The organism is Miltoncostaea marina (assembly GCF_018141525.1).
Classification (GTDB): Bacteria; Actinomycetota; Thermoleophilia; order Miltoncostaeales; family Miltoncostaeaceae; genus Miltoncostaea; species Miltoncostaea marina.
This window is the reverse complement of the sequence record NZ_CP064655.1, coordinates 2,444,459-2,469,535: the sequence shown is the minus strand read 5'-3', so window position 1 is coordinate 2,469,535 and position 25,077 is coordinate 2,444,459. Positions and strand designations below refer to the sequence as shown.

Here is a 25,077-nt window from a genome sequence, read left to right as displayed (position 1 = left end):
GGTGGCCGGCCGCACCCTCACGTGCCCCCTGTGCCGGGGGGACGCCACGCCCGCGATCGCCGCCGGCGGCGGCGAGTGCCCGAGCTGCGGCGCGCTGGTGGCCGGCGGCGGCGCGAGCCCCGGCGAGGGCGTCGCGCTCGCCCTGGGCCGGTGGGGCGTCGAGGGCCTCGACGCCCGGTCGGTGGCGCTGCGGCTGTTCGAGACCGACCCCGCCGCGGCCCCCGCGCCCGCGGCGGCGATCGCCTCGGACGAGGGCGAGGGCTTCTACGCCTGGTGGGTCGTGGTGCGGCCCGGCGAGGGCGGCCCCGGCCCGGTGCTCGCCGCCCTGTAACGCCCCGGGCGCCCCGTGGCGGGCGCGCGGGCCGTCCGGTAACCTGCCGCTTGGCACTCTCGTGCGACGAGTGCCAAGCACGGGCCGGGACGTCCTCGAGACGCGCGTCCGTCCCCTGTGAGCCAGTACTCGACCCCGGGAGGGCCGATGAACCTCAAGCCCCTGGGCGATCGCGTGATCGTCAAGGCCGTGGAGCAGGACGAGGTGACCTCGAGCGGCATCGTGCTGCCGGACACCGCGAAGGAGAAGCCCCAGCGCGGCGAGGTGCTCGCCGTGGGCGAGGGTCGCTGGGCCGACGGCGAGCGCATCGCGCTCGACGTCAAGGAGGGCGACATCGTCGTCTACTCGAAGTACGGCGGCACCGAGGTGAAGCTCGAGGGCGAGGACGTCCTCATCCTCTCGGAGCACGACATCCTCGCGCGCATCGCCGACGAGCCGTCGGCGCCCGCGAAGCGCACCGCCTCGCGCAAGGCCGCCAAGAAGAAGTAGGCGCCGCCCGGCGCCACCCGACAGTTCCCGGACGACCCGAAGGAGACTGGCCAGAGATGGCAAAGCTGCTCAAGTTCGACGAGGACGCCCGGCGCGCCCTCGAGCGCGGGGTCAACACCCTGGCCGACGCGGTCAAGGTGACCCTCGGCCCCAAGGGCCGCTACGTGGTCCTCGACAAGAAGTTCGGCGCGCCCACGATCACCAACGACGGCGTCACGATCGCGCGCGAGATCGAGATCGAGGACGTCTTCGAGAACCAGGGCGCCCAGCTGGTGCGCGAGGTGGCCACGGCCACCAACGACGTGGCCGGCGACGGCACCACCACCGCCACCGTGCTGGCCCAGGCGATCGTGCGCGAGGGCCTCAAGAACGTGGCCGCGGGCGCCAACCCGATGGGCCTCAAGCGCGGCATCGAGGCCGCCGTCGAGGCCGTCGTGGCCGACATCGCCTCGCGCGCCAAGGAGATCGCCGGCAAGGAGGACATCGCCCGGGTGGCGACCATCTCCAGCCGCGACCGGGCGATCGGCGACGTGATCGCCGACGCCATCGAGAAGGTCGGCAAGGACGGCGTGGTCAACGTCGAGGAGGGCCAGACCTTCGGCATGGACCTCGAGTTCACCGAGGGCATGCAGTTCGACCGCGGCTACATGAGCCCCTACATGGTCACCGACCAGGACCGCATGGAGGCCGTCCTGGACGACCCCTTCCTGCTGATCCACGGCGGCAAGATCTCCAGCGTCCAGGACATCCTGCCGCTGCTCGAGCAGGTGATCGGCCAGGGCCGGCCGCTGCTGATCATCGCCGAGGACGTCGAGGGCGAGGCCCTCGCCACCCTGATCGTCAACAAGCTGCGCGGCACCTTCACCGGCATCGCCGTGAAGGCCCCCGGCTTCGGCGACCGGCGCAAGCGGATGCTCGAGGACATCGCCATCCTGACCGGCGGCGAGGTGATCGCCGAGGAGATGGGCCTCAAGCTCGCCAACACCCAGGTCGCCCAGCTGGGCCGCGCCCGCCGGGTGGTGATCTCCAAGGACGCCACCACGATCATCGACGGCGCCGGCGACGCCGAGGAGATCAAGGGCCGCATCAAGCAGATCAAGGCCGAGATCGAGACCACCGACTCGGACTTCGACCGCGAGAAGCTGCAGGAGCGCCTGGCCAAGCTGGCCGGCGGCGTGGCGGTGGTGAAGGTCGGCGCCGCCACCGAGACCGAGATGAAGGAGCGCAAGCACCGCGTCGAGGACGCCCTGCAGGCGACCCGGGCGGCCCTCGAGGAGGGCATCGTGCCCGGCGGCGGGGTGGTGCTGGTCAACGCCATCCCGGCCCTCGACGCGCTGGAGCTGTCCGGCGACGAGGCCACCGGCGCCGCCATCGTGCGCCGGGCGCTGGAGGAGCCGCTGCGCCAGCTGGCCGAGAACGCCGGCCTGGAGGGCTCGGTGGTGGTCGGCCAGATCAAGGAGAAGAAGGACGGCCAGGGCCTCAACGTCGACACCGGCGAGTACGTGGACCTGGTCAAGGCCGGCATCATCGACCCGGCCATGGTCACCCGCTCGGCCCTCCAGAACGCCGCCTCGATCGCGAAGAACATCATCACGACCGAGGCCGTCGTCGCCGACAAGCCCGAGGAGGGCGGCGCCGGCGGCGGCGGGATGCAGATGTCGCCGAACATGGGCGGCATGGGCATGGGCGGCGGGATGATGTAGCCGGCCGCGGGCCCCGCCCGCGACCGCGCCGCACGCACGTCCACCACGGGCGGCCCTCCGGGGCCGCCCGTGGCCGTCGACGGCGCGGTCAGCCGACGAGGGGCCGCTCCTCCGGACGGCTGTAGAGCAGCCGCCGCTCGCGCAGCACGAGGGCCACGAACAGCGTCACGGGGCCCACCCGCCCGATCAGCATCAGCGGCATGAGGATGAACTGCCCCGCGAGGTCCAGGTCGGGCGTCACGCCGGTGCTGAGGCCGACCGTGGCGAACGCCGACACCGCCTCGAACAGCGCCGCCGACAGCTCCAGGCCGTTGGTGAGCATGAGCGCCACCGTCGCCAGGACCACGAGGTTGATCGAGAGCACGGCCACCGTCAGCGCCTGCCGCGCCGACACGACGGGGATGCGCCGCCCGAAGGCGCTCGGCTCGCGGTCGCCCCGCAGCTCCGCCCACACGACGAGGAACAGGATGGCGAGCGTGGTGACCTTGAGGCCGCCGGCCGTGCTGCCGCTCCCGCCGCCCGCGAACATCAGCATGTCCGTCACGAGCAGCGCCGAGGGGTCCGCCTCGCCGTAGTCGATCGAGTTGAACCCGGCCGTGCGCGGCGTGACGCCGGCGAAGACGCCGTTGAGCAGCCGCTCGGACGCCGGCATCGCGCCGAGCGTCCGCTCGTTGCCCCACTCGATCGCCGTGAGCACCACGGTGCCGATCACGAGCAGCGCCGCCGTGGTGGCGAGGGTGAGCTTGGTGTGCAGGGACCACCGGCCCGGCTCGCGCGGCCGCCGCGCGAGGTCCATCCACACCGGGAACCCCAGGCCGCCGGCGATCACGGCCACGGCGACCGTCGCCAGGAACCAGGCGTCGGCCGCCACCCCGACCAAGCCGTCCGAGTACAGCGAGAACCCCGCGTTGTTGAAGGCGGACACGGCGTGGAACGCCCCCTCCCAGAGCGCCGTCGCGAACGGCTGTCCGCGCAGCCAGAGATCCGTCGTCAGCACGGCCGTCGCCACCGCCTCGAAGGCCGCGCTCAGCACGACGATGGTGACGATCACCCGCCTGATGTCGTGCACCGGCATCGCCTGGGTCTCGGCCTGGGCGGCGAGCCGCCGCCGCAGGCCAAGCCGGTCGGAGGCGACGAGGATGAGCAGGGAGGCGCTCGTCACGATCCCGAGCCCGCCGAGCTGGATCAGCACGAGGATCACGAGCTGGCCGAAGGGCGTCCAGAAGGTCGCGGTGTCGACGGTGGCGAGGCCGGTCACCGTGACCGCCGACGTCGCCGTGAACAGCGCCGCCTCGAAGGGCGGGCTGCCCGGGGCGTGCGACGCGGCCGGTATGCAGAGCAGCCCGGCGCCGGCCAGGATCGCGGCCAGGAAGGCGCCGACCACCGCTCGGGCCGGGTGGCCGGGGATGCGGGCGCGACCCCGGCGGATGATCACCCGGGGGCGCCGATCTGGGTGGGCGCAGACGTGGCGCGGGCATGCTACCCCCGCGGCCCCGTCACGCGGCCCCGGCCCCCGCCGCCGGCGGGGCGCCGCCCCGGTCGCGGCGCGCCGTCCACAGCGAGGCGGCCACGCTCGCGCCGATGATCGCCGCGATCACCCCGAGCGAGATCCAGACCGGCAGCTTGCCGACGTCGGTGAGGAACATCTTCGCGCCGACGAACACCAGCACCAGCGCCAGGCCGAGCTGCAGGTAGGCGAAGCGGGGGATGGTCCCGGCCAGCAGGAAGTAGAGCGCCCGCAGGCCCAGGATGGCGAACACGTTCGCCGTGAAGACGATGAAGACGTCGTCGGTGATCGCGAAGATCGCCGGCACCGAGTCGACGGCGAACACGACGTCCATCGTCTCGACCATCACCAGGGCCGCCAGCAGCGGCGTCGCCACCCAGCGCCCGCCCTCGCGCAGCAGGAAGCGCTGCCCGCGCAGCTCGCCGGTCACCGGGACCAGGCGCCGCATCAGCCGGATCACCGGGTTGCGGTCGGGGTGCACCTCGACCGTGTGCCCGCGGGCCATGCGGACGCCCGTGTAGACCAGGAACGCGCCGAACACGTAGACGATCCAGTCCACGTTGTCCAGCAGGGCGGCGCCGAGCGCGATGAACAGCGCCCGGAACGCGATCGCGCCGATCACGCCCCAGAACAGCACCCGGTGCTGGTACCTCGCCGGGATGCCGAAGTAGCTGAAGATCAGCGCGAAGACGAAGATGTTGTCGACCGAGAGGCTCTTCTCGATCAGGTAGCCGGCGAGGTACTCGCCGCCGGCCTCGGGGCCGCGCCAGGCCCACACCACCGCCCCGAAGCCGAGCCCGGCGGCGGCGTAGAGGCCGCTCATCCAGGCCGCCTCGCGGAGCGTCACCTCGTGCGCCTCGCGGTGCAGCACGAACAGGTCGAGCGCGAGCAGGGCCAGCGTGAACGCGATCACCGCGCCCCAGGCCCACAGGGGGACCGCCATGGTCATCACCTCCGGCAGACGTCGTCATCCGCCAGAGGTCTCTCCCGGGCCGCGAGGGCCCCGCGCCGCCGGGCCCGTGGGCCGGAGTGACGACGGCGCGCCGGAGGGATACTCCCCTCTGCCGCGCCCAGGATACCCGGTCGGGCGCACGCCCACGCCCGCGCCCCCGGCGGCGCGCTGGCGCGCCCGCCGCGCGCCGTCGTATGGTCGGCCATGGCGCCGAGCGCCCCGACGCCGTGATCCTGCCCCACGCGCTGCACCGGGGGGTGCGGGAGGGCACCGTCACCCTGGCCTTCCGCTGCTGGGCGCGCCCCACCGTGCGCGCCGGCGGCATGCTGCGCACGCCCCTCGGCGTGCTCCTCATCGAGGCGGTCGACCCCATCAGGGCGGCCGAGATCACCGACGAGGACGCCCGCCGCGCCGGCCACCCGCACCCGGCCGCGGTGCTGCGCACCCTCGCCCCGGGCCCGGGGCGCCGGCTCTACCGGGTGCGCTTCCGCCTGGCGGGGGAGGACCCGCGGCGCGCGCTGCGCGAGCGGCCGGTGGCCACGCCCGACGAGTCGTGGCGGCTGCGCGGGGCCCTGGCGCGCCTGGACCGCGCCAGCGCCTCCGGCCCGTGGACCGAGCGGCTGCTCGACGCCATCGACCGGGCGCCCGGCCGCCGCGCGGCCGACCTGGCCGCCGAGCTCGGCGAGGACCTGCCGCGGCTCACGCGGAGGGTGCGGCGCCTGTCGGCGCTCGGGCTCGCCGAGCCGCTGCCGGTGGGCTACCGCACCACGCCGCGCTACCGCAGCCTGGTGGGCTGACGGTGCGCCCGCCCCCAGCCCGCGCGCGGGCCGGGGGCGGGCGTCGCGGTCAGCAGCGGAAGCGGCCGACCAGCTCGGCCAGCGCGACCGCCGCGCGCGACAGCTCCTGCGCCGAGGCGGAGACCTCCTCCACCGAGGCCGAGGTCCGCCGCGTGCCGGCCCAGACCTCCTCGGCGGCGGCCGCGTGCTGTCCGACACCGCCGCGACGCCGGCGACGGCCTCCTGCACCTCCGCGACCGCCGCCACGAGCTGCTGCGAGGCGGTGGCGACCTCGCTCACCTCGGCGGAGGCCCGCGCGATCTCGTCGCGGATCGCCCGGAAGGCCTCGCCGGCCAGGCCGGCGCGTTCCTGGCCGGCCCGCACCGACGCGCTGCCGGCGGCCATGGCGTCGACCGCGGAGCCGGTGTCGGTGCGGATCTGCCCGATCAGCCCGGCGATGGAGCCGGCGGCCTCCTGCGCGCCCTCGGCGAGCTTGCGCACCTCGTCCGCGACCACCGCGAAGCCGCGGCCGGCGTCGCCCGCGCGGGCGGCCTCGATGGCCGCGTTCAGCGCGAGCAGGTTCGTCTGGTCGGCGATCTCCGTGATCGTCACCACGATCCGCCCGATCTCCTCCGAGCGGGCCGCGAGCTGCTCGATGGCGGCGCTCACCTCGCGGGTGCCCGCGGCCACCTCGTCCATGGCGGCCGCCGCGGCGGCGGCCGAGGCGACGCCGTCGGCGGCGCGCCGGTCGGCCTCGGAGGCCGCGCCCGCGGCGCGCCCGGCGCCCTCGGCGGCGCCGGCGGCGCGGCGCCCGATCTCGGCGATGTGCTCGGCCACCCGGCCGGTGCCGTGGGCCTGGTCGGCCGACCCGCTGGCCACGCCCTCCATCGTCGAGGCGATCTCGCCCACGGCGCGCCCGGTCTCGTCGGCGGCCCGGGCCAGCTCCTCGGACGTCGAGGCGAGGCTCGTGGCCCGCTCGGCCACCCGGCGCACGATGTCCTGGATCCGTCCGGCGAAGCGGTTGAACGCCCGGCCGACGTCGCCGAGCTCGTCGCGGCTCGACTCGTCCACCCGCGCGGTGAGGTCGCCGTCGCCGTCCGCGATCTCGCGCGGCCGGCGCACGAGCGCGCCCAGCGGGGCGGTGATCGAGCGGCTGATGGGGAGCGCCAGGCCGGCAGCGGCCAGCAGCGCCAGCATCCCGACGCCCAGCAGCAGCGTGACCGACGAGCCGGCCATGGCCTGCGACTCGTCCGCCTCGGCGTCCGCGTCGGCGATCACCTCGGCCGTGACGTCGTCGAGCCCCGTGTCGAGCCGGGGGACGAGGGGGAGCATCGTCCCGGTGAAGATCCCGCGCGACGCGCTGCGGTCCTCCGCACCGGGGACCTCTCGGCGCGCGAGCGCTCGACCGCGGCGCGGCCGATCTCGATGCATGGCGCGAGGATCTCCCCCGTCGCGGCCAGCGCGTCCCGGGAGCTCTGGTCGAGGGGGAGCGCGGAGAGCGCGTCCGAGATCTCCCGGATCTCCTCGGTGTTCGCCGCGATCTCCTCGGCGATCTCGTCCTGGGCGGCCGGGTCACCGTCGTGTACGTGGAGGTGGAGCGCGGAGAGCGCCCGGTCGTCCTGGATCAGGGTCGTGGAGCGCCCGACCAGCCCGAGCGGCTCGATGCACCTGTCGATCGTATGGCCGGTCCGGGCGTCGAGCGAGCGCAGGGTGGTCACCGCCAGCGCGGCGACCACGACGAGCCGCAGCGCGACGACCCCGAGGCCGCCGAGCAGGCGCGTGCGCACCCGCAGGGCTCCGAGTCGGCGTCGCATGGAGGACCTGCCGTCCCGTGTATGGGGGCCGCATCCTGCGGCCCGCGTGCGCCGCCGGCGTCCCCGGCCCGGCGCGGATACCGTCTACATGTCAGGTCGTCGTCGACCGCGCGGTCGATGACCTCCGCGCCGGGGTGCTCAGGCGCCGCGGCCGAGGGCCCGGTCGAGGTCCCAGGCGGCCGAGATGAGGCCGAGGTGGGTGAAGGCCTGCGGAAAGTTGCCGAGCGCCTCGCCCGAGTCGCCGACCTGCTCGGCGAAGAGGCCCACCGGGTTGGCGTAGGTCAGCATCTTCTCGAAGACCAGCCGGGCGTCGTCGAGGCGGCCCGCCCGGGTGAGGCACTCCACCAGCCAGAACGAGCAGAGCGAGAACGAGCCCTCGCGGCTGCCGTCCAGACCGTCGTCCACGTCGCCCGGGTCGTAGCGGTAGACGAGGCTGTCGGACACCAGGTCGCGCTCGACCGCCGCCAGCGTGGCCAGCATGCGCGGGTCGCGCGGGCCGATGAACTTGACGAGCGGCATCAGCAGGTTGCTCGCGTCGAGCACGGTGCCGCCGTAGTACTGGACGAACGCGCGCCGCTCCTCGCTCCAGCCGCGCTCCATGATCTCCTCGTAGATCGCGTCCCGCACCGCGCGCCAGCGCGCCGTGTCGGCGGGCAGGCCGCGGCGGCGCTGCATCCGCATCGCGCGCTCGAAGGCCACCCAGCACATGAGCCGCGAGTAGACGAAGTCGCGCGGTCCCCCGCGGACCTCCCAGATGCCCTCGTCGGGCCGCTGCCAGTTGCCGGCCAGCCAGTCGAGCAGGCGGCGCAGGCTCGTCCAGAGGTCCCACGAGATGGGCTCCTCCTTGTCGGACAGGTAGACGGCGTCCATCAGCTCGCCGTAGACGTCCAGCTGCAGCTGCCGGTGGGCGCCGTTGCCGATCCGCACCGGCCGCGAGCCGCGGTACCCCTCCAGGTGGGGCAGCTCGACCTCGGCGAGGTCGCGGCCGCCGTCGACGTCGTAGACGATCTGCAGCTGGGGATCGGCGCGGTCGGTCTCGCGGCAGCGCCGCTCGAGCCAGTGGGCGAAGCGGCGGGCCTCCTCGTGGTGGCCGAGGCGCTGGAAGGCGAAGGCGGTGAACGCCGAGTCGCGCAGCCAGGCGTAGCGGTAGTCCCAGTTGCGCCGGCCGCCGACCGCCTCGGGCAGGCTGGTGGTGGGCGCGGCGATCATCGCGCCGGTCGGGTCGTACGTGCACAGCTTGAGCGTGATCGCCGAGCGCTGGACCATCTCGCGCCAGCGGCCGTCGTAGGTGCCGTGGGCCAGCCAGCGGCGCCAGGCGTCGCGGTTGTGGTCGAGCAGGCGCGCGACGGCCTCGTCGCTCCAGCGCTCGCCCGAGCCGCCGGGCTGGAGCACGAACCAGGTGCGCTCGCCTGCGCGCAGCCGGAAGCGGGCCTCGGCCGCCGCGCCGGCCGGCTCCAGCGGCACCCCGGACGACAGCTCGCTGGTGCGCCCGCCCTCGGCGGTGAAGCGGGCCAGCCGGGGGTGGGCGAGGTGCACCCGGTGCGAGCGGCGGGCGTAGTCGAAGCCGGGCCGGCAGGACATCCGGAACTCCACCGCGCCGCGCACGACGTCCACCCGGCGCACGAGGGCGCAGGGCTCGAGCCCGACCGGCATGAAGTCGGTCAGCTCGGCCACCCCTCCCGGCGTGAAGAACCGGGTCAGCAGGATCGCCGTGTCGGGCAGGTAGAGCTGCTTGCTCGCGCAGGGCGCCGGGGGCGCCACCCGGAAGGCGCCGCCCCGGTCGGCATCGAGGACGGCGGCGAACATGCTCGGCGCGTCGAAGCGGCCGGGGCAGAACCAGTCGATCGTGCCGTCGCGGCCGACGAGCGCCGCGGTGCGCAGGTCGCCGATCAGGCCGTGGCCCTCGATCGGCAGGTAGCGCGGCTCGCCCGGCGAGCCCCATCCCGGCTCGTGGAGCACCCGTGCCCGCCCGGCGCCCGGGGGGCGCTGCTCGTGGACCGTCATCACCGGGGTAGTGCCCGGCGCGCGGCGGATCGTACGCGCGGCGGTCAAGTCGGGTCGCGCCGCCGCCGATGGGGGGATGCCCTCGACCGCCGGCCCGGCCGCGGCGGGGAGGGCCCCTGCCGGAGGAGGACCACCGCGTGACCCCATCCCGAGCGCGACAGGCGGGCTTCTCGTACATCGAGATCCTCGTGGGGATCATGATCCTCGCGATCGTCGCGGGCGGCATCGCCCAGGGCATCGGGATGACGAGCGCCTCCATCGCGCGCTCGAAGCTCGACACGACGGCGAGCAAGATCGCCGCCGCGGCGCTCGACCGGGCCCACGCGATGCCCTACGAGGACGTCGGCATCCAGGGCGGCAGCCCGCCGGGCGAGATCGCGGCCACGACCGACCAGACCGTCGGCAGGGTGGCCTACCGCACGACCATGGACGTGCGCTACGTCGACGACGCGGCCCTCGGCCAACCGAGGACGTACGTCAACTACAAGAAGGTCACGGCCACCGTCACGCCGCAGGTCGCGAACGCCAGGGCGGTGACCCAGACGACGCTCGTCGCCCCGCCCTCGTTCGGCGCCATCGCCGGCAAGTCGACGATCGTCGCCACCGTGATCGACGCCGTCACCGAGCAGCCGCTGCCCGGCGTGCCGGTCACTGCCGACGGCAGCACCTCGCCCACCCAGACCCGCTCGACCGACGCCGACGGCACGGTGGTGTTCGCCGGCCTGGAGCCGAGCGCGATCTCCTCGAGCGACCCCAAGCACAGGTACCGGCTGTCGGTGGGGCTGCCCGACCCGTGGGTGCCCGCGGCCGACAGCACCCCCGACGTCGTCCAGCAGCACCTCGCCGCCTCGCAGACCTGGACCACCACGCTGCGGGTGTTCAAGAAGGCGACGATCGACGTGCAGGTGCGCGACGCCGCCACCGGGCAGCTCATCACCGAGACGTCCGAGGTGACGGTGACGACCCCCGGCCCGGACGTGATCAGCGCCGGCCAGACCGGCACCACCGGCCTGTTCCGCTTCTCGGGCCTGGCCGGCCGGCCGATCATGCCGAGCCTCAGCGAGTTCACGGTGACCGCCGAGGTCGACTGCTACCGGCCGGGCACCATCAAGCGGCCGGTCCCGACGGGCTACCCGGGCAACACGCTCGAGACGTTCGCCTTCTCGCTCACCCGCGAAGCGAGCGGCTACATCGAGGTGGTCGTCCGCAGCTCCGCGGCGCCGAACCCGGCCCTGCCCGACGCCGACGTCACGATCTCCGGCGGGGGCGCGAACATCGCGCCGATCACGCGCACGACCGACGCCCAGGGCCGGGTGCGGGTCTGCGTGCCGCCCTCGGGCAACGCCAACTACGTCGTCTCGGCCACCAAGCCGGGCTACGGCCAAGGCTCCATCCTGGCGTCGGTCGGCCAGAACCAGACGACCCCGATCACGATGTACCTCACGCCGACGCCGGGCAACGCGACGATCCGGCTGGCGGCGGGCTCGAGCGGCAAGCTCGTGCGGCTGCGCTCGCTGAGCGGCACCTACGACCAGTCGCAGACGACCAACAGCCGCACCTACTGGTACGGGCTCACCCCGTACATCGGCTACGCCGACTTCACCAACCTGGCGGCCGGCGACTACGTCGCCTACGTCGCGACGGGCTTCTCGGGCGGCACGCCCACCTGGAGCTCCGGCAGGACGGTGCGCGCCACCGCCAGCACCATGACCCCGTACTACGTCCCGTGACCGCGCGGGCCCGCATCCGCGGCCGGCTGCGCGACCAGGGCGGGTTCAGCCTCACCGAGCTGCTCGTGGCGATGATCCTCGCCTCGATCTTCGCCACCGGGCTGTTCGCCTTCTTCTTCTCGGGCGTCGACGCCACCCGCACGCACGAGTCGCAGGCGCGCGCGCAGGCCGACGGCCGCACCGCGCTGGCCCGCCTCGTGCGCGAGGCGCGCCAGGCGATCAGCCCGGACGACGGGCTCACCAGCCCGGTCGTGCTGCTCAGCCCGACCGAGCTCGTGATGTACGTCGACCCCTCGCGGGCGCTCACGGCCACCACGCCGCGGCCGCACAAGGTGCGCTGGGCGGTCGTGTCGGGCCGGCTCGTCCGCGAGTCGGCCGCGCCCGTCGGCGCGAGCGCGCCGTTCACCTACAACGCGTACACCGGCCGGCAGACGATGCTCGCCCCGGTGCAGAACGGCGCCACGCCGGTCTTCGCCGCCGCGACCGGCGCCGGCGACCCGCTCCCCGCCACCCCGAGCGCCGCGCAACTGCGCGAGGTCGGCCGCATCGCGGTGCGCCTGGTCGTGGGCCAGCGCAGCGGGGGCACGACCTCGACCCTGGAGCTGAGCACCGATGTCGCACTCCGCAACGCCTAGGCGGCCCCGCCGGGGCCAGCGGGGCGCGAGCCTCATCACGGTCATCACGCTGACCGCGGTGCTCGCCCTGCTGGTGCTCGCGAGCCTGTCGTTGGCGCGCAGCGGCACGACCCAGACCGCCCGCGAGTCGCGGGCCGACATCGCCCTGCAGGCCGCCGACGCCGGCGTCAACACCTACATCTCGCGGCTGGTGGAGGACCGTCTCTACTACCTGCACTACGTCGACCGCGCCGAGGACCCGCGCGTCGCGCCGAACGGCGTCGTCCACCAGCCGGGCAGCGCCTGGAACCCGGCGTACACGACCTGGACGTACCAGGCCGGGGCGTCGAGGACGTGGGTGAAGCTGCAGGACTCGCGCTACGGCGAGGCGGCCTACTCGCTGCGCATCGTGCCGCCGGCGGCGGGCAGCCCGGACCTCGTGACCGTGCAGTCGACCGCCCAGGCGGGCCGCGGCCGGCCGAGCCCGGTGACCCGGTCGGTGCAGGCGCAGGTGCGCCCGTCGTCGATCGCCGACTTCCAGATGATCTCCAACGCGACCATCCGCTACGGCGACAACGCCCGCACCACCGGCAAGCTCTACTCGGCGGTCGACATCAACCACCAGGGCATCGCCGAGGCGGCCGCCTACGCCCAGCGCTACGTCTGCTCGACGAGCAGCAACTGCAGCGGCTCGTACCGGCCCTCGTCGGTCTACCGCGGCGGCGCCTACGACTCGACCACGACGCCGTCGTTCCGGTCGCGCTTCCCGACCCCGATCGACTTCAACCGGTTCACGCAGACCCGCCTCGACATCCGCGCGGCCGCCGAGGCCACCGGCACCTACTTCAACAACTCGGGCGCCAACGCCTGGCTGGTGCAGTTCCTCGGCGACGGCCGCGCGCGCGTCTGGCGGGTGACCAACACCTCCGACCCGGGCGCCACGATCAGCCGCCTCGAGTGCGAGCCCACCAAGACGCTCGGCGCCCAGACCGCGATGTACTTCGAGCAGTCGGTGATCGTCTCGGACGGCCTCGGCATCCAGGACGTCTGCCGGGCCACGAGCGGCGCGCGCCACTCCGTCGTGAAGGGCAACGTGACGATCGCCAGCAAGGGCAACGTCTACGTGGGCGGCAACATCTCCTACGCCGCCGACGGCAACAACGTGCTGGGGCTGATCGCCGCCAACGAGGTCGTGATCGCCGAGTACGCGCCGGTCTACCTGACCTTCCGCGCCGCGACGCTCGCCCAGTCGGGCCAGTGGCGCACCTACCGCAGCCAGCCGCGCTCGACGAACCCCCACCGCGAGATGGTCTACATCGGCTCGCAGACCACCGCCGACGGCGGCTACGCGACCCAGTTCCAGGAGCGGGAGTACCGCTACGACGAGACCCTCCAGCGCCTCCGGCCGTACCTGTACCCGGTCATCGAGGGCTCCTGGGAGACGTACTACTGGCGGGAGGTCCTGCCGCCCTCCTGATCGCCGGGCGCGGGCGCCGCGGCCGGGTCGCACGCCGCCCGCACGACGATCGCCGCGTTGCGCGGCACCGCGACGCCGAGGTCGACGAAGTGGCCCGCCGGCAGCGCGACCCCCGCCGCGGGGGTCGTGGAGCGGACGCGCATCCGGGCGCCCGCCCGCCCGGCGCGCCCGCGGACCTCCGGCGTGCGGGCGACCACCTCGACCGCGCCGACCGTCAGGCCGGCGTCGCAGATGAGCTCCACCGCCGCGGCGGGGGTCAGGCCGGCCACGTCGGGCACGGCGACCCGCTCCGCCGGCGGCGGAGCGTCGTCGGGGCCGGCGTCGCCGCCGCCGTCCGACGAGCAGCCCGCGGCGAGCGTGACCGCGACCGGGACGGCGATGATCGCGGCGAGGGCTCGGGCTGCGGCGCGTGACATGGGGCCTCCTCGACGGACGGGGCGCGGAGCGTACCGCCGCCGCGCTCTTCGCCCCCGCCGCGGGAGCCCGCGTGGGATCCCGTCCCGTCCCTCCGCGTCGGGCCCCCGGCCGGCGGTACCCCCTGGGGCGAGGCGGGGCCCGTACGGCCCGGGCTGCTCGGCCGGCACGAGGGTGCGCCGCGGCCGGGGGGGCGTTCCGACCGCGATCCGCAGGCCGTCGGCGGGTCTGCTCACTTGGGCGGACGCCGATCGCCCAAGTGAGCGGGGGCCTCGCGGACGGAACCGGCCGCCGGCGGCAACCGGGGCCCCGTGGTCCGCCGGGGGGGCGTTCCGACCGCGATCCGCAGGCCGTCGGCGGGGCTGCTCACTTGGGCGGACGCCGATCGCCCAAGTGAGCGGGGGCCTCGCGGACGGAACCGGCCGCGGGCGGCACCGGGGCCGAGGGGGGGCGTTCCGATGATGATCCGCAGGCCGTTGGCGGGTCTGCTCACTTGGGCGGACGCCGATCGCCCAAGTGGGCGGCGAGCCCCGCGCCCGCGCCGGGGCGCGCCGCGTTCGCGGGGCCGGCCGGCGTCCCGGGCCGCCGCTGGTAGCCTCGCCGCCGTGACGCGGGGCCGGCCCTGACCGAGACCACCTTCGCGGCCCTCGTCGTCATCCTCGCCGGCGCGGTGGCGCGCCGGGCGGGGGTCCTGCGCCGCGAGGACGGGCCGCTGCTGGTGCGGGTGGTGATCCACCTCACCCTGCCGGCGCTGGTCTTCCTGATCCTGGCCCGCGCCGACCTCGACGGCACGCTCCTGCTCGTGCCGGTGGCGGGCCTCGCGATCCACGCCGCGCTGCTGCTGCTGGCGGCCGGCGCGACGCGCGTATGGGGCATGGAGCGGCCGCGGTCGGGGGCCCTGATCGTGGCGACCGCGGTGGGCAACACCGGGTTCTTCGGCCTGCCGCTGATCGCCGCCTCGGGCGACGGCTTCTCGCAGGCGGCGGCGGTGATGTACGACTCGCTGGCCACCGGGATCCTCACCTGGACCTCGACGGTCGCGATCGCCTCCGCCTACGGGCGGGTGGAGGAGGGCCCCCGCATCGACCGCCGCCAGGTGGTGCGCTCCCTGATGCTGCCGCCCAACTGGGCCCTCGTCGCCGGCCTCGCGGTGAACCTGGCCGGCGTCGAGCTGAGCGCGGCCGCCGAGCGGCCCTTCGAGATCCTGGGGGCGGCCACCCTGCCGCTGACGATGGTCTACGCCGGGCTCATGATCGAGGGGCGCGGGCTGGCGCGGCTGTGGGGCGAGCTGACCTTCGTGGTGGTCGTGAAGCTCGGCCTGGCGGCCGTGATCGGCTACGGGATCGCCCTCGCCCTGGGCCTCGAGGGTGACGTCCTGCACACGGTCGTCATCATGGCGGCCATGCCGACCGCCATGATGTCGCTCGTGATCGGCGCACGCGAAGGCCTGCGCACCGACGTCCTCGCCGGTGCGGTGGTCGTGACCACGCTCCTCGCCACCCTCACGCTGCCCGCGTGGCGGGAGCTGCTGCTGTGAGCGCGACCCCGTTCGGCGCGCGGCTGGCGGCGGCCGTCGAGACGCGCGCGAGCCAGGTGGTGCTGGGCCTCGACCCCGACCCGCGGCGCGTGCCGGGCGGCGCCGAGGGCGCGCGCGCGTTCTGCCGGCGGGCGATCGCCGCGGCCGGGCCGGCGTGCGTGGCCGCCAAGATCCAGCTCGCCACCTTCGAGCGCTTCGGCACCGCGGGGTGGGAGGCGTTCGAGCGGGTGGCGACCGCCGCCGCCGACGCCGGCCTGCTCGTGATCGCCGACGCCAAGCGCGGCGACGTGGACGTCACCAGCCGCGCCTACGCCGAGGCCTTCCTGCGGCCGCCGATCGACGCCCTCACGATCAACCCCTCGCTCGGCGGCGACGCCGTCGCGCCGTTCATCGAGGCCGCGACGGCCGGCGGCCGCGGCCTGTTCGCGCTCGTGCGCACCTCCAACCCGGGGGCGGCCGAGCTGCAGGACCTCCCCCTGGCGGGCGGCGGGCTGTGGCACGAGGCCGTCGCGCGCAAGGTGGCCGAGTGGGGCGCGCCGAGCGTCGACGCGTCCGGGCTCTCCGCGCTCGGCGCGGTGGTCGGCGCGACCGTCCCCGAGCGGCTCGCGGCGCTGCGCGAGCTGATGCCGCACCAGCCGCTGCTGATCCCGGGCGTGGGCGCGCAGGGCGGCCGCCCGGAGGACCTCGGCCCGGCGTTCGGCGGCCGCGCCGCCGGCGCGCTCGTCTCCGCGAGCCGCTCGATCATCTTCGCCGAGCGCCCCCGCCGGGCGGCCGAGGAGCTGCGCGCGGCGCTCTGGACGGCGTTCGAGGAGGGGGAGGGGCCGGTCGCGGGATGAGCGCGCCGGCGCGGGGGGCTAGGATCGCGGCCGTGCTGCGCCGGCTCGCGATCATCGTCGTGCTCGCGTCGGTGGTCGCCGCCCCCGCCGCCGCCGCGCCCGCTCCGGAGGTCGCCGCGGCCGCCTATATCCTCGTCAACCCGAGGACGGGCGAGACGCTGGCCCAGCGCGCCCCCGACCGGGAGCTGGCGATGGCGAGCACGACGAAGATCATGACCGCGCTGGTCGTCCTGGACGAGGCCGGCCTCGACGAGGAGTACACGGTCCCGCGGGCGGCGGTCGAGATCGGGGGCTCCAGCGCCGGGCTGGTCGCGGGTGAGCGGCTGTCGGTGCGCGACCTGCTCACCGGCCTGCTCGTGGCGAGCGGCAACGACGCCGGCCTGACCCTCGCCCAGGGCGTGGCGGGCTCGGAGGCGGCCTTCGTGGAGCTCATGAACGCGCGGGCCCGGCGGATGGGGCTCGCGCACACCCGCTTCCACAACGCGCATGGACTCGACGCGCCGGGGCATCATTCGAGCGTGTCCGACCTCATCCGCCTGGGCCGCGTCGCCATGCGCGACCCGGTCTTCCGCGCGATCGTCGCCTCCCGCCGGGCCACCATCCCCGGGCCGCGGGGCGCCGGCGTGCGCGAGCTGGTGTCGGAGAACCTGCTGCTCGACCTGGACCCGGGCGCGGACGGGGTCAAGACCGGCATGACCAACGACGCCGGCTATGCGATCGTCGCCCGCTCGCGGCGCCCGGCGCTCGGGGTGACGCTCTACGCGGCGATGATCGGCTCGCCCTCCGGCGAGCAGCGCGCGCAGGACACGAAGCGACTGCTGGACTGGGGCTTCGCCCAGTACGCGCGCGCGACGCTGCTGCCGGCCGGCGCGATCGTGGGCGAGGCGCCGGTCGACGACGCGCCCGGGGTGCGGGTGCCCTACCGGCCCGACCGCCCGCTGAGCGCGCCGATCCGGCTGGGGCAGCCGCTCACCGAGACGATCGTGGCGCCCACCGAGGTGCGGGCGCCGGTCAGCGCGGGCGAGGTGATCGGCACGATCACCATGCGCCAGGGCGGCCGCGTGGTCGGGCGGCGCGACCTCGTCGCCGTGCGCGGTGCCGCGGAGCCCGGGTTCCTCGACCGCCTGCGGGCCGGCGTGGAGTCGCTGCTGCCGTGATCGTCACGGTGACCCTCAACGCGGCGCTCGACCGCACGGTGCGCGTGCCCAACTTCAACATCGGCAACCGCCACCGCGCGGACGCCTCGCTGCGGCTGCCGGGCGGCAAGGGTGTCAACGTGGCGCGGGCCCTCAAGCGCCTCGGCCAGCCGGTCATCGCCACCGGCATGGCCGGCGGGCGGGTGGGGACCTACATCATCGAGGAGCTCACGGGCGAGGGCATCCTCAACGACTTCGTGCGGATCGCCGAGGAGTCGCGCACCAGCACCGCCGTGATCGACCCGACGACCGGCTCGCAGACCGAGATCAACGAGCTGGGCCCGTCCGTGCTCCCGGCCGAGCTGGAGCTCTTCCACGAGAAGATGCGCTACCTGTGCAAGGGCGCCGACATCGTGGTGCTGGCGGGCTCGCTGCCGCGCGACGTGCCGGCCGACTACTACGAGCAGCTCACCCGCGAGCTGCGCCGCGAGAAGGTGGTGGTGGCCGTCGACGCGGCGGGGCCCGCCCTGCGCGCGGCGCTCGCCGCCGAGCCCGGCGTGGTGAGCCCCAACGTGCGCGAGGCCGAGGAGATCGTGGGCCACGAGTTCGCCGACGAGGACGACATGGCCGCCGCGGCGGAGACGCTCACCCAGATGGGCGCCGAGACGGCGCTCATCCATCACGAGGACGGCTGCGTGGCGCGCATCCGCACCGAGCACGGCAAGCGCGGGCGCACCTACCGCGCGCGCCTGCCGCGGCGCACGGACGTGGTGTCGACCGTCGGCTCGGGCGACGCGATGCTGGCCGGCTACCTGTCCGGGCGCCACGGCCACCAGCCCCCCGAGGCGGCGCTCGCGCTGGCCGTCGCCTGCGGCGCGGCGAGCACCCAGCGGTTCGGGGCGGGCGTGTTCGACCCGGCCGACGTGGAGGCCTTCATGCGGCGGGTCGAGGTGGTGGCCGACCAGTGACGCGCGTCCCCCGGCGCCCGGCCGGGCCCGGCGCTAGAATCGTCCGATCATTCTTCGTGAGCACCGAACCACGTACCACGGGGTGACCGACCCAGGCGGCGGCGCAGGCCGGCCTGGGTCGTCTCGTCTCAGGGGCGGGTCGGCCGGACCGGGCGGAGGGCGCTGAGTGGAGATCGAGATCGGGCGTGGAAAGAAGGGGCGGCGGGCGTACGGGCTGGACGAGATCGCCATCGTCCCCAGCCGCCGGACGCGTGACCCGGAGGACGTCGACCTGACCTGGCGCCTCGACGGGCACGAGCTCGAGCTGCCCATCCTCGCCTCGGCGATGGACGGCGTGGTCGACACCCGCACGGCGGGGATCATCGGCAAGACCGGCGGCCTCGGCGTCCTCAACCTCGAGGGCATCCAGACCCGCTACGAGGAGGCCGACGCCGAGCTGGAGCGCATCGCGGCGATGCCGCCCAAGGAGGCGACGCGCGGCCTGCAGGAGATCTACCGCGAGCCCATCAAGCCCGAGCTGATGGCCCAGCGCATCCGCGAGATCAAGGCCCAGGGCGTGCTCGCCGCCGGGTCGCTCACCCCGCAGCGGGTCACCGAGTACATCGACGTGGTGCTCGACGCGGGCCTCGACATCCTGGTCATCCAGGGGACGGTCGTCTCCGCCGAGCACGTCTCCTCGGTCGCCGAGCCGCTCAACCTGAAGCGCTTCATCGCCGAGCTGCCGGTGCCCGTCATCGTCGGCGGCTGCGCCTCCTACCACGCCGCCCTGCACCTCATGCGCACCGGCGCCGTGGGCGTGCTCGTGGGCGTCGGGCCCGGCGCCGCCTGCACCACCCGCCAGGTGATCGGCGTGGGCGTGCCCCAGGCCACCGCCATCGCGGACGCGGCCGGCGCGCGCATGCAGCACCTCATGGAGACCGGCCAGTACGTCAACGTCATCGCCGACGGCGGCATGGCCTACGCCGGCGACCTCGCCAAGGCGATCGCCTGCGGCGCCGACGCCTGCATGATCGGCTCGCCGTTCGCGAAGGCGGCCGAGGCCCCGGGCCGCGGCTACCACTGGGGGATGGCGACCTTCCACCCGCAGCTGCCGCGCGGCACCCGGGTCAAGACCGAGACGATCGGCACGCTCGAGGAGATCCTCGTCGGCCCGGCGCACGAGAACGACGGCACGCTCAACCTGGTCGGCGGCCTGCGCAGCGCGATGGCCACCTGCGGCTACGAGTCCATCCAGAGCTTCCAGAAGTGCGAGGTGATGGTGGCGCCGGCGCTCAAGACCGAGGGCAAGAAGCTCCAGCAGGCCCAGTCCGTGGGCATGGGGTAGGGGCTCGGCCGCTCCCGCCCCGCGCGCGGGGCGGGGGCGGCGGGCGCCCGCGATCCGCGTGGACGTGGCCATCCGCTCCTACGGGGCGGCCGGGACGGTGACGGGCTCCTGCCACCTGGTGGAGGCGGACGGCCGCCGCCTGCTCGTGGACTGCGGCGCCTTCCAGGGCTCGCGCGAGCTCTTCGCCCGCAACCGCGGGCCGCTCGGGTTCGACCCGGCGTCGCTCGACGGCGTCCTGGTGACCCACGCCCACCTCGACCACTCCGGCCGGCTGCCGCTGCTGCTGCGCGGCGGGTACGCGGGGCCGGTCCACGCCCTGCCGGCCACGCGCGAGCTGTGCGAGCACCTGCTGCTGGACGCCGCGAAGATCCAGCGCGAGGACGCCGAGCGCGACCGGCGCAACGGCCGCGAGGCCGACCCGGCGACGTTCGACGACGACGACGTCTGGCGCACCCTGGCCCGCTTCGAGCCGCTCGCCTACGACGTCGCCGCCGAGGTCGGCGGGCTGCGGGTGACCGCCCGGCGGGCCGGGCACATCCCCGGGTCGGCCAGCTTCCTGATCGAGGCGGCCGGCCGGCGGCTGGTCGTGAGCGGCGACATCGGCAACGCGCGCAAGGAGATCCTCCCCGACCCGGCCCCCTGCCCGCCGGCGGACGTCGTGGTGATGGAGTCGACCTACGGCGACCGCGACCACCGGCCCTACGAGGACACCATCGAGGAGCTCGCCCGCGTGCTCCGCGAGGCCTGGGAGCGGGGCGGGATGATCCTGGTGCCGTCCTTCGCGCTCGAGCGCGCCCACGAGGTGCTCTACACCGTCGCCGGGCTCGAGCGCTCGCACGACATCCCCTCGATGCCGGTCTACGTCGACTCGCCGCTGGCCGCGAAGGTGGACGAGGTCTACGACCGCTTCCCCGAGGAGCTGTCCGACGAGCTGCGGCTCGTGGTCGCCACCGGCCGCAACCCGTTCGAGCCGAAGCACCTGCGCTACACCCGCTCGGTGCAGGAGTCGCGCCGCATCGCCGAGGCCGGCGGGCCGGCGATCGTGATCGCCGGGTCGGGGATGCTCTCGGGCGGCCGGATCCTCCACCACCTGCGGGCGCACGCCGGCAGCCCCGACACCACGGTGCTGATCGTCGGGTACCAGCCCTCGGGCGGCCTGGGCCGCGCCCTGATCGACGGCCACGAGACCGTGCGCATCATGGGCCGCGAGACGCGGGTCCGCGCCCGCACGGTGACGGTCGGCGGCCTCTCGGCGCACGCCGGGCGCACGGAGCTGCTCGACTGGGTGCGATCGTCCGGCGACGCGGAGGTGCGCCTGGTGCACGGCGAGCCCGGCGCCCTGGAGTCGCTGCGCGACGCCCTGGCGGCGGCCGGGCGGCGGGCCGTGGTGCAGCCGAGCGAGGTGCCCGTGCCCGGCGACGGCCGTCACCACGAAGCCGGTGAATAGGGCCCGGCGCCGGCTGGCGCCGCGACGGTACACTCCCTGCCCTTGACGACGTCGGTCCACGCACCCGCCCTCGACCCGGCCCTCGCGGCCGCCGCCCCCGGCGGCGTGCTGGTCATCGACTTCGGGGCCCAGTACAGCCAGCTCATCGCGCGCCGCATCCGCGAGTGCCGGGTGTTCTCGGCGGTGGTGCCGCACGACGCCTCGCCCGACGAGGTGGCCGCCCTCCGGCCGGCCGGGCTCGTGCTCTCGGGCGGGCCGGCTTCGGTCTACGAGCCCGGCGCGCCCGCGCTCAACCCGCGCTTCCTGGAGCTGGGCGTCCCCGTGCTCGGCATCTGCTACGGCATGCAGGCCATGGCGCTGACGCTCGGCGGCGAGGTCGCCCGCACCGGCGCCGGCGAGTTCGGCAAGACGTCGCTCACCGTGCGCTCGCGCGAGGGCATGTTCCACGCCCTGCCGGCCGAGGTCTGCTGGATGAGCCACCGCGACGGCGTCGCCCGGCCGCCGGCCGGCTTCGCCATCAGCGCCGAGACCGAGGGCGCCCCGGTGGCGGCCATGGAGAGCCCCGAGCGGCGCATGTACGGGGTGCAGTTCCACCCCGAGGTCGTGCACACGCCGTTCGGCACCGACCTGCTCAAGTGGTTCCTGTTCGAGGCGTGCGACTGCTCACCCACCTGGACCGCGACCCACGTCATCGAGGAGCAGGTCGAGCGCGTGCGCGCGCAGGTGGGCGACTCGCGCGTGATCTGCGGCCTGTCCGGCGGCGTCGACTCGGCCGTCGCCGCGCTCATCGTCCACCGCGCCGTCGGAGACCGGCTCACCTGCGTCTTCGTCGACCACGGCCTGCTGCGGCTGGACGAGGGCGAGCAGGTGGAGAGCGCGTTCGGCCGGCACTTCGGCGTGCCCCTCGTGCACGTGCAGGCGCAGGAGCACTTCCTGCGCGCGCTGGCGGGCGTGACCGACCCCGAGCAGAAGCGCAAGACCATCGGGCGCGAGTTCATCCGCATCTTCGAGCGCGAGGCGGAGAAGCTCTCCGACGCCCGCTTCCTCGTGCAGGGCACGCTCTACTCCGACGTCATCGAGTCGGGCAGCCGCGACGCGGCGAAGATCAAGAGCCACCACAACGTGGGCGGCCTGCCCGAGGACATGGTCGTGGAGCTCGTGGAGCCGCTGCGCCAGCTGTTCAAGGACGAGGTGCGGGTGGTCGGCGAGGAGCTGGGTCTGCCCGAGAGCATGGTGTGGCGCCAGCCGTTCCCCGGCCCGGGCCTCGCGATCCGGATCATCGGCGAGGTCACCGCGGAGCGGCTCGAGATCCTCCGCCGGGCCGACTTCGTGCTCCAGGAGGAGATCCGCCGCGCGGGCCTCTACCGCGAGCTGTGGCAGAGCTTCGCCGTGCTGCCGGCGGTGAAGAGCGTCGGCGTGCAGGGCGACGAGCGCACCTACGCCTACCCGATCGTGATCCGCGCCGTGACGAGCGACGACGCGATGACCGCCGACTGGGCGCGCCTGCCCTACGACCTGCTCGAGCGCATCTCCAACCGCATCATCAACGAGGTCCCCGGGGTCAACCGGGTGGCCCTCGACCTCACGAGCAAGCCGCCGGGGACGATCGAGTGGGAGTGATCGGCGGGCGCGGGGCCGTGGCGGCCCGCCGCCGGTGAGCCGGCCGGAGGGGGGCGACGGGGCGGCGGAGGGGGCGCCCGCGGCCACGGATGCCGGGCGCCCGGGGCGGGGCCGGCGCTGGCTGATCGTCGTCGTGTCGATCGCGGCGGTCGTGCTGGGCGGCTGGGCCCTGTCCGCAATGATCGTCTCCGGCAGCCAGGCGGAGTCGGCGGCCCTCGACCAGGCACGCCGCGCGGCGGCGCCCGGGCTCGGCGACATGGAGCGCGGGGCCGCCGGCCGCGGCGAGGAGCTCGACGTCGACTGGAGCGTGGTGGCGGACCCGACCGGCCGCACGCACATGGTCACGGCCCGGGTGCGGCTCGTCCCCTCCGGTCAGGGCGCCACCGCGGCGTTCCTCGTCTCCGGGGAGCGCGTGATGCCCCAGGACGCGCTGGCGCGCCAGCTCATCCGCGGCATGCGCTAGGCGCGGCGGCCCCCCGCGGCCGCACGCGTCGCCCCGGCCCCCCACGCGCCGGGTTTCGCCGCCGGGCACGCGGGCAGGAACGGGCACGCCACGCCGACCCTGCGGAGGGGACCATGCTCTGGACCATCCTGGTGATCGTCGTCATCGTGCTCGCGGTGATCGGCCTCCTCACCGTGCTGCGGGGCCGCGCCTGAGCGCCGACGCCGCGACCGCGGGGATGGTCGCCCGCGGCGCGGGCCCGCAGGGGCCCCCGGCTCGCGCCGGGGCCCGGGTGGCGACCTCAGCGCAGCGAGCCGTCCGGCTGCATGCGCACCTCCGAGAGCGTCCCGTCGGGCGAGCGGAGCACGATGCGCAGCCGCACCCGGCTCGCGTCGCGCGGAGAGGTCCTGCGGTCGAAGCGCCCGGCGAGCACGATCCGCCGGCCGGGGGCCTGGTTGTCCAGCACCGGCGCGCTGTAGCGCTTCGTGAGCCACCGCCGGCCGACGCGGCTGCCCGGGCGCTGCACGATGCGGGCGCCGGTCGCGGCGTCGACGTAGAGGAACGTGTAGCGGCCGACCCCGTCGAGCTGCACGCGGTGCACCGTGCGCACCCCGGCGCCCTCTGCCGGGTCCTGCCGCGTCGGCGCCAGCACGGTCGGCGGGGCCAGCGGCGTGGCGACGCCCTCGGCGGGGGCGGGGGCGGGGGCGGGGGCGGGGGCCGGGGCGGCGGGGGCGGCCGGCGCCGGGGCGGGCGGCGCGGGCTCCGGGTCGGCGACGTCGGAGGGCGTGTCGTTGGCCGACAAGCGCACGGAGCCGCCCTTCAGGAACACGGCCGGCGGCACGGCGCCGTCGTTGACGTCGGCGACGACGATCTTGATGTCCGCCGGCGTGCCGGCCAGGCGCGCCGCCTCCACGTCGGCGACGCAGGTCAGGGGGACGGTGAGGAACCGCACCCCCCACTGGCCGTTCTGCGCCGCGTAGGCGACGCCCGCGGGCGTGATCGGCGGGGTGGCCGTGTCGGCCACGCGGGCCGCGAGGTTGGCCTGCGCGAGCGCGCGGTTGGTGCCGGTCGCCGCCTGCGCGACGATGCCGGCCGTCTGCATCGTGACGTAGGTGGACGTGCGCGGCACGACGGCGCAGTTGTCCGCCACCCGGCGTCCGCCGACGAACAGCGCGAAGCCGTCGGGGTAGCCGTGCACGGCCCCGCTCCAGGCGCCCGTGCCGGCGTTGAAGGTGCCCGCCTCGGTGATGGCGAGCGCGTACTCGAACTTGAGGTAGCGCGCCGTGGGCACTACCGAGAACTCGACGCTGGTGGCGTTGTTGATGCACTGCGCCGGGTCCGGCGTCTGGCAGAGGCCCGCGTCGTGGACGACGCCGAACAGCTCGGCGTCGTCGCGCTCCGCCGCGATGCCGGCCTGGATGGAGGCGGCCGCGAACGAGCCGGCCCGGGCGTTGGCCCCGATCACGAGGCCCGTTTCGATGCCGACGTCGCCGGCGCCCTGCCCGAAGCGGCCGAACGACGGCAGCGCGGCGGCGTAGGCGGCCGGGTCCGCGCTGCCGTTGATCGTCGCCGGCGCGGCCAGCGCCACGCCCGGCCCGAGCAGTTCCCCGGCGATCCCGTCGGCGGTCGAGAGGCCGGCGACGCCGGGCCCGGCGTCCGTGATCTGCAGCGCCGGGGGTGCCGCGGCGGCGGCCGCCGGCAGGGCGAGCGCCGCGGCGGCCGCCGCGGCGAGCCCTCGGGTTCGACGACGAACGATCATGCGCTCCACCTCGTCTCGGATCGTCCGGGCATCGGCTGCTCCCCGCCGTAGACGGGCGGTCCGGTGCGAAACCGCTGGAATCGCCCGACGATCTCGACGTCCGGCGGGTGGCGGTGGCCCCGCCCGGTGACGGAACATGTGCCCCCGGCGCCCGCCGGGGCGGCCCGGACACGGGGCCGAGCGCACGAGCACGAGCA

General features: G+C 75.2%; 21 protein-coding genes. 14 read left to right on the top strand and 7 right to left on the bottom strand.

Going from position 1 to position 25,077, the window contains the following annotated elements; translation table 11 throughout:
* The first annotated feature begins 1 nt into the window (after nt 1).
* The 3 genes from ITJ85_RS12520 to groL all read left to right on the top strand — a co-directional run bounded on the left by ITJ85_RS12520 (nt 2) and on the right by groL (nt 2,523).
* A complete protein-coding gene (locus ITJ85_RS12520) occupies nt 2-331 on the top strand; it encodes a hypothetical protein (protein ID WP_217913441.1) in 330 nt (109 codons plus the stop codon).
* Nucleotides 332-478: 147 nt separating this feature from the next.
* Complete coding sequence (gene groES / locus ITJ85_RS12515) at nt 479-820, top strand: co-chaperone GroES (protein WP_217913440.1); 342 nt, start codon at nt 479-481, stop codon at nt 818-820.
* Between the two features lie 56 nt (nt 821-876).
* On the top strand, nt 877-2,523 hold the full coding sequence (gene groL, locus ITJ85_RS12510; protein ID WP_217913439.1) for a chaperonin GroEL: 1,647 nt from the start codon (nt 877-879) through the stop codon (nt 2,521-2,523).
* Nucleotides 2,524-2,611: 88 nt separating this feature from the next.
* Here groL and ITJ85_RS12505 read toward each other — a convergent pair whose 3' ends face one another.
* The 5 genes from ITJ85_RS12505 to ITJ85_RS12485 form a co-directional block, all read right to left on the bottom strand.
* A complete protein-coding gene (locus ITJ85_RS12505) occupies nt 2,612-3,958 on the bottom strand; it encodes a TrkH family potassium uptake protein (RefSeq protein ID WP_217913438.1) in 1,347 nt (448 codons plus the stop codon).
* A 61-nt stretch (nt 3,959-4,019) separates the two neighbouring features.
* Nucleotides 4,020-4,973 (bottom strand): TerC family protein, encoded by a 954-nt coding sequence (locus tag ITJ85_RS12500; RefSeq protein ID WP_217913437.1) that lies wholly within the window; start codon nt 4,971-4,973, stop codon nt 4,020-4,022.
* Between the two features lie 5 nt (nt 4,974-4,978).
* Nucleotides 4,979-7,090 carry a methyl-accepting chemotaxis protein gene (locus ITJ85_RS12495; protein WP_217913436.1) on the bottom strand — a complete coding sequence of 704 codons (2,112 nt, stop codon included), beginning with the start codon at nt 7,088-7,090 and terminating at the stop codon, nt 4,979-4,981.
* Complete coding sequence (locus ITJ85_RS12490; RefSeq protein WP_217913435.1) at nt 7,033-7,545, bottom strand: hypothetical protein; 513 nt, start codon at nt 7,543-7,545, stop codon at nt 7,033-7,035. The genes ITJ85_RS12495 and ITJ85_RS12490 overlap by 58 nt, the downstream gene beginning before the upstream one ends.
* A 165-nt stretch (nt 7,546-7,710) precedes the next feature.
* Nucleotides 7,711-9,576 carry a glycoside hydrolase family 15 protein gene (locus ITJ85_RS12485; protein ID WP_217913434.1) on the bottom strand — a complete coding sequence of 622 codons (1,866 nt, stop codon included), beginning with the start codon at nt 9,574-9,576 and terminating at the stop codon, nt 7,711-7,713.
* Between the two features lie 137 nt (nt 9,577-9,713).
* Between ITJ85_RS12485 and ITJ85_RS12480 the strand changes: the two genes are divergently transcribed.
* From ITJ85_RS12480 to ITJ85_RS12470, 3 genes are read left to right on the top strand one after another with little or no spacing between them, the layout of a single operon-like run.
* Nucleotides 9,714-11,306, top strand: coding sequence for a PulJ/GspJ family protein (locus tag ITJ85_RS12480; RefSeq protein WP_217913433.1), 1,593 nt, complete (start codon nt 9,714-9,716; stop codon nt 11,304-11,306).
* Nucleotides 11,303-11,941: a PilW family protein gene (locus tag ITJ85_RS12475; protein WP_217913432.1), complete on the top strand. Its 639-nt coding sequence runs from the start codon at nt 11,303-11,305 to the stop codon at nt 11,939-11,941. Before ITJ85_RS12480 ends, ITJ85_RS12475 begins: the two co-directional genes overlap by 4 nt.
* Entirely contained in the window at nt 11,919-13,397 is a 1,479-nt protein-coding gene (locus tag ITJ85_RS12470) for a hypothetical protein (RefSeq protein ID WP_217913431.1), read from the top strand. The genes ITJ85_RS12475 and ITJ85_RS12470 overlap by 23 nt, the downstream gene beginning before the upstream one ends.
* On the opposite strand, the gene ITJ85_RS12465 is transcribed toward ITJ85_RS12470, so the two are convergent.
* Entirely contained in the window at nt 13,367-13,813 is a 447-nt protein-coding gene (locus ITJ85_RS12465; protein ID WP_217913430.1) for a PASTA domain-containing protein, read from the bottom strand. The two genes, ITJ85_RS12470 and ITJ85_RS12465, sit on opposite strands and share 31 nt — an antisense overlap.
* 620 nt (nt 13,814-14,433) lie before the next feature.
* Between ITJ85_RS12465 and ITJ85_RS12460 the strand changes: the two genes are divergently transcribed.
* The 8 genes from ITJ85_RS12460 (at nt 14,434) to ITJ85_RS12425 (ending at nt 23,142) form a co-directional block, all read left to right on the top strand.
* Entirely contained in the window at nt 14,434-15,348 is a 915-nt protein-coding gene (locus tag ITJ85_RS12460) for an AEC family transporter (protein WP_343233022.1), read from the top strand.
* Nucleotides 15,345-16,184, top strand: coding sequence for an orotidine-5'-phosphate decarboxylase (gene pyrF / locus ITJ85_RS12455; protein WP_217913428.1), 840 nt, complete (start codon nt 15,345-15,347; stop codon nt 16,182-16,184). Before ITJ85_RS12460 ends, pyrF begins: the two co-directional genes overlap by 4 nt.
* Nucleotides 16,185-16,216: 32 nt before the next feature.
* Nucleotides 16,217-17,341 carry a D-alanyl-D-alanine carboxypeptidase family protein gene (locus tag ITJ85_RS12450; protein ID WP_217913427.1) on the top strand — a complete coding sequence of 375 codons (1,125 nt, stop codon included), beginning with the start codon at nt 16,217-16,219 and terminating at the stop codon, nt 17,339-17,341.
* On the top strand, nt 17,338-18,288 hold the full coding sequence (locus tag ITJ85_RS12445) for a 1-phosphofructokinase family hexose kinase (protein ID WP_217913426.1): 951 nt from the start codon (nt 17,338-17,340) through the stop codon (nt 18,286-18,288). Before ITJ85_RS12450 ends, ITJ85_RS12445 begins: the two co-directional genes overlap by 4 nt.
* A 166-nt stretch (nt 18,289-18,454) precedes the next feature.
* A complete protein-coding gene (locus ITJ85_RS12440) occupies nt 18,455-19,612 on the top strand; it encodes a GuaB3 family IMP dehydrogenase-related protein (RefSeq protein WP_217913425.1) in 1,158 nt (385 codons plus the stop codon).
* Nucleotides 19,613-19,676: 64 nt separating this feature from the next.
* The gene (locus ITJ85_RS12435) at nt 19,677-21,059 is read left to right on the top strand and encodes an MBL fold metallo-hydrolase (RefSeq protein WP_217913424.1); all 1,383 of its coding nucleotides are present in this window, start codon (nt 19,677-19,679) and stop codon (nt 21,057-21,059) included.
* Between the two features lie 42 nt (nt 21,060-21,101).
* A complete protein-coding gene (gene guaA, locus ITJ85_RS12430) occupies nt 21,102-22,679 on the top strand; it encodes a glutamine-hydrolyzing GMP synthase (protein ID WP_246496259.1) in 1,578 nt (525 codons plus the stop codon).
* 34 nt (nt 22,680-22,713) lie between these two features.
* Nucleotides 22,714-23,142, top strand: a complete 429-nt coding sequence (locus ITJ85_RS12425) for a hypothetical protein (protein ID WP_217913423.1) — start codon at nt 22,714-22,716, stop codon at nt 23,140-23,142.
* 280 nt (nt 23,143-23,422) lie between these two features.
* On the opposite strand, the gene ITJ85_RS12420 is transcribed toward ITJ85_RS12425, so the two are convergent.
* Nucleotides 23,423-24,880, bottom strand: coding sequence for a choice-of-anchor L domain-containing protein (locus ITJ85_RS12420; RefSeq protein WP_217913422.1), 1,458 nt, complete (start codon nt 24,878-24,880; stop codon nt 23,423-23,425).
* Between the last annotated feature and the right edge of the window lie 197 nt (nt 24,881-25,077).

What these genes read in the sequence shown, in the direction of transcription:
- groES (WP_217913440.1), top strand. Translation starts at nt 479, where the DNA reads ATGAACCTCAAGCCCCTGGGCGATCGCGTGATCGTCAAGGCCGTGGAG.
- groL (WP_217913439.1), top strand. Translation starts at nt 877, where the DNA reads ATGGCAAAGCTGCTCAAGTTCGACGAGGACGCCCGGCGCGCCCTCGAG.
- ITJ85_RS12500 (WP_217913437.1), bottom strand. Translation starts at nt 4,973, where the DNA reads ATGGCGGTCCCCCTGTGGGCCTGGGGCGCGGTGATCGCGTTCACGCTG.
- ITJ85_RS12495 (WP_217913436.1), bottom strand. Translation starts at nt 7,090, where the DNA reads ATGCTCCCCCTCGTCCCCCGGCTCGACACGGGGCTCGACGACGTCACG.
- ITJ85_RS12485 (WP_217913434.1), bottom strand. Translation starts at nt 9,576, where the DNA reads ATGACGGTCCACGAGCAGCGCCCCCCGGGCGCCGGGCGGGCACGGGTG.
- ITJ85_RS12470 (WP_217913431.1), top strand. Translation starts at nt 11,919, where the DNA reads ATGTCGCACTCCGCAACGCCTAGGCGGCCCCGCCGGGGCCAGCGGGGC.
- ITJ85_RS12465 (WP_217913430.1), bottom strand. Translation starts at nt 13,813, where the DNA reads ATGTCACGCGCCGCAGCCCGAGCCCTCGCCGCGATCATCGCCGTCCCG.
- ITJ85_RS12420 (WP_217913422.1), bottom strand. Translation starts at nt 24,880, where the DNA reads ATGATCGTTCGTCGTCGAACCCGAGGGCTCGCCGCGGCGGCCGCCGCG.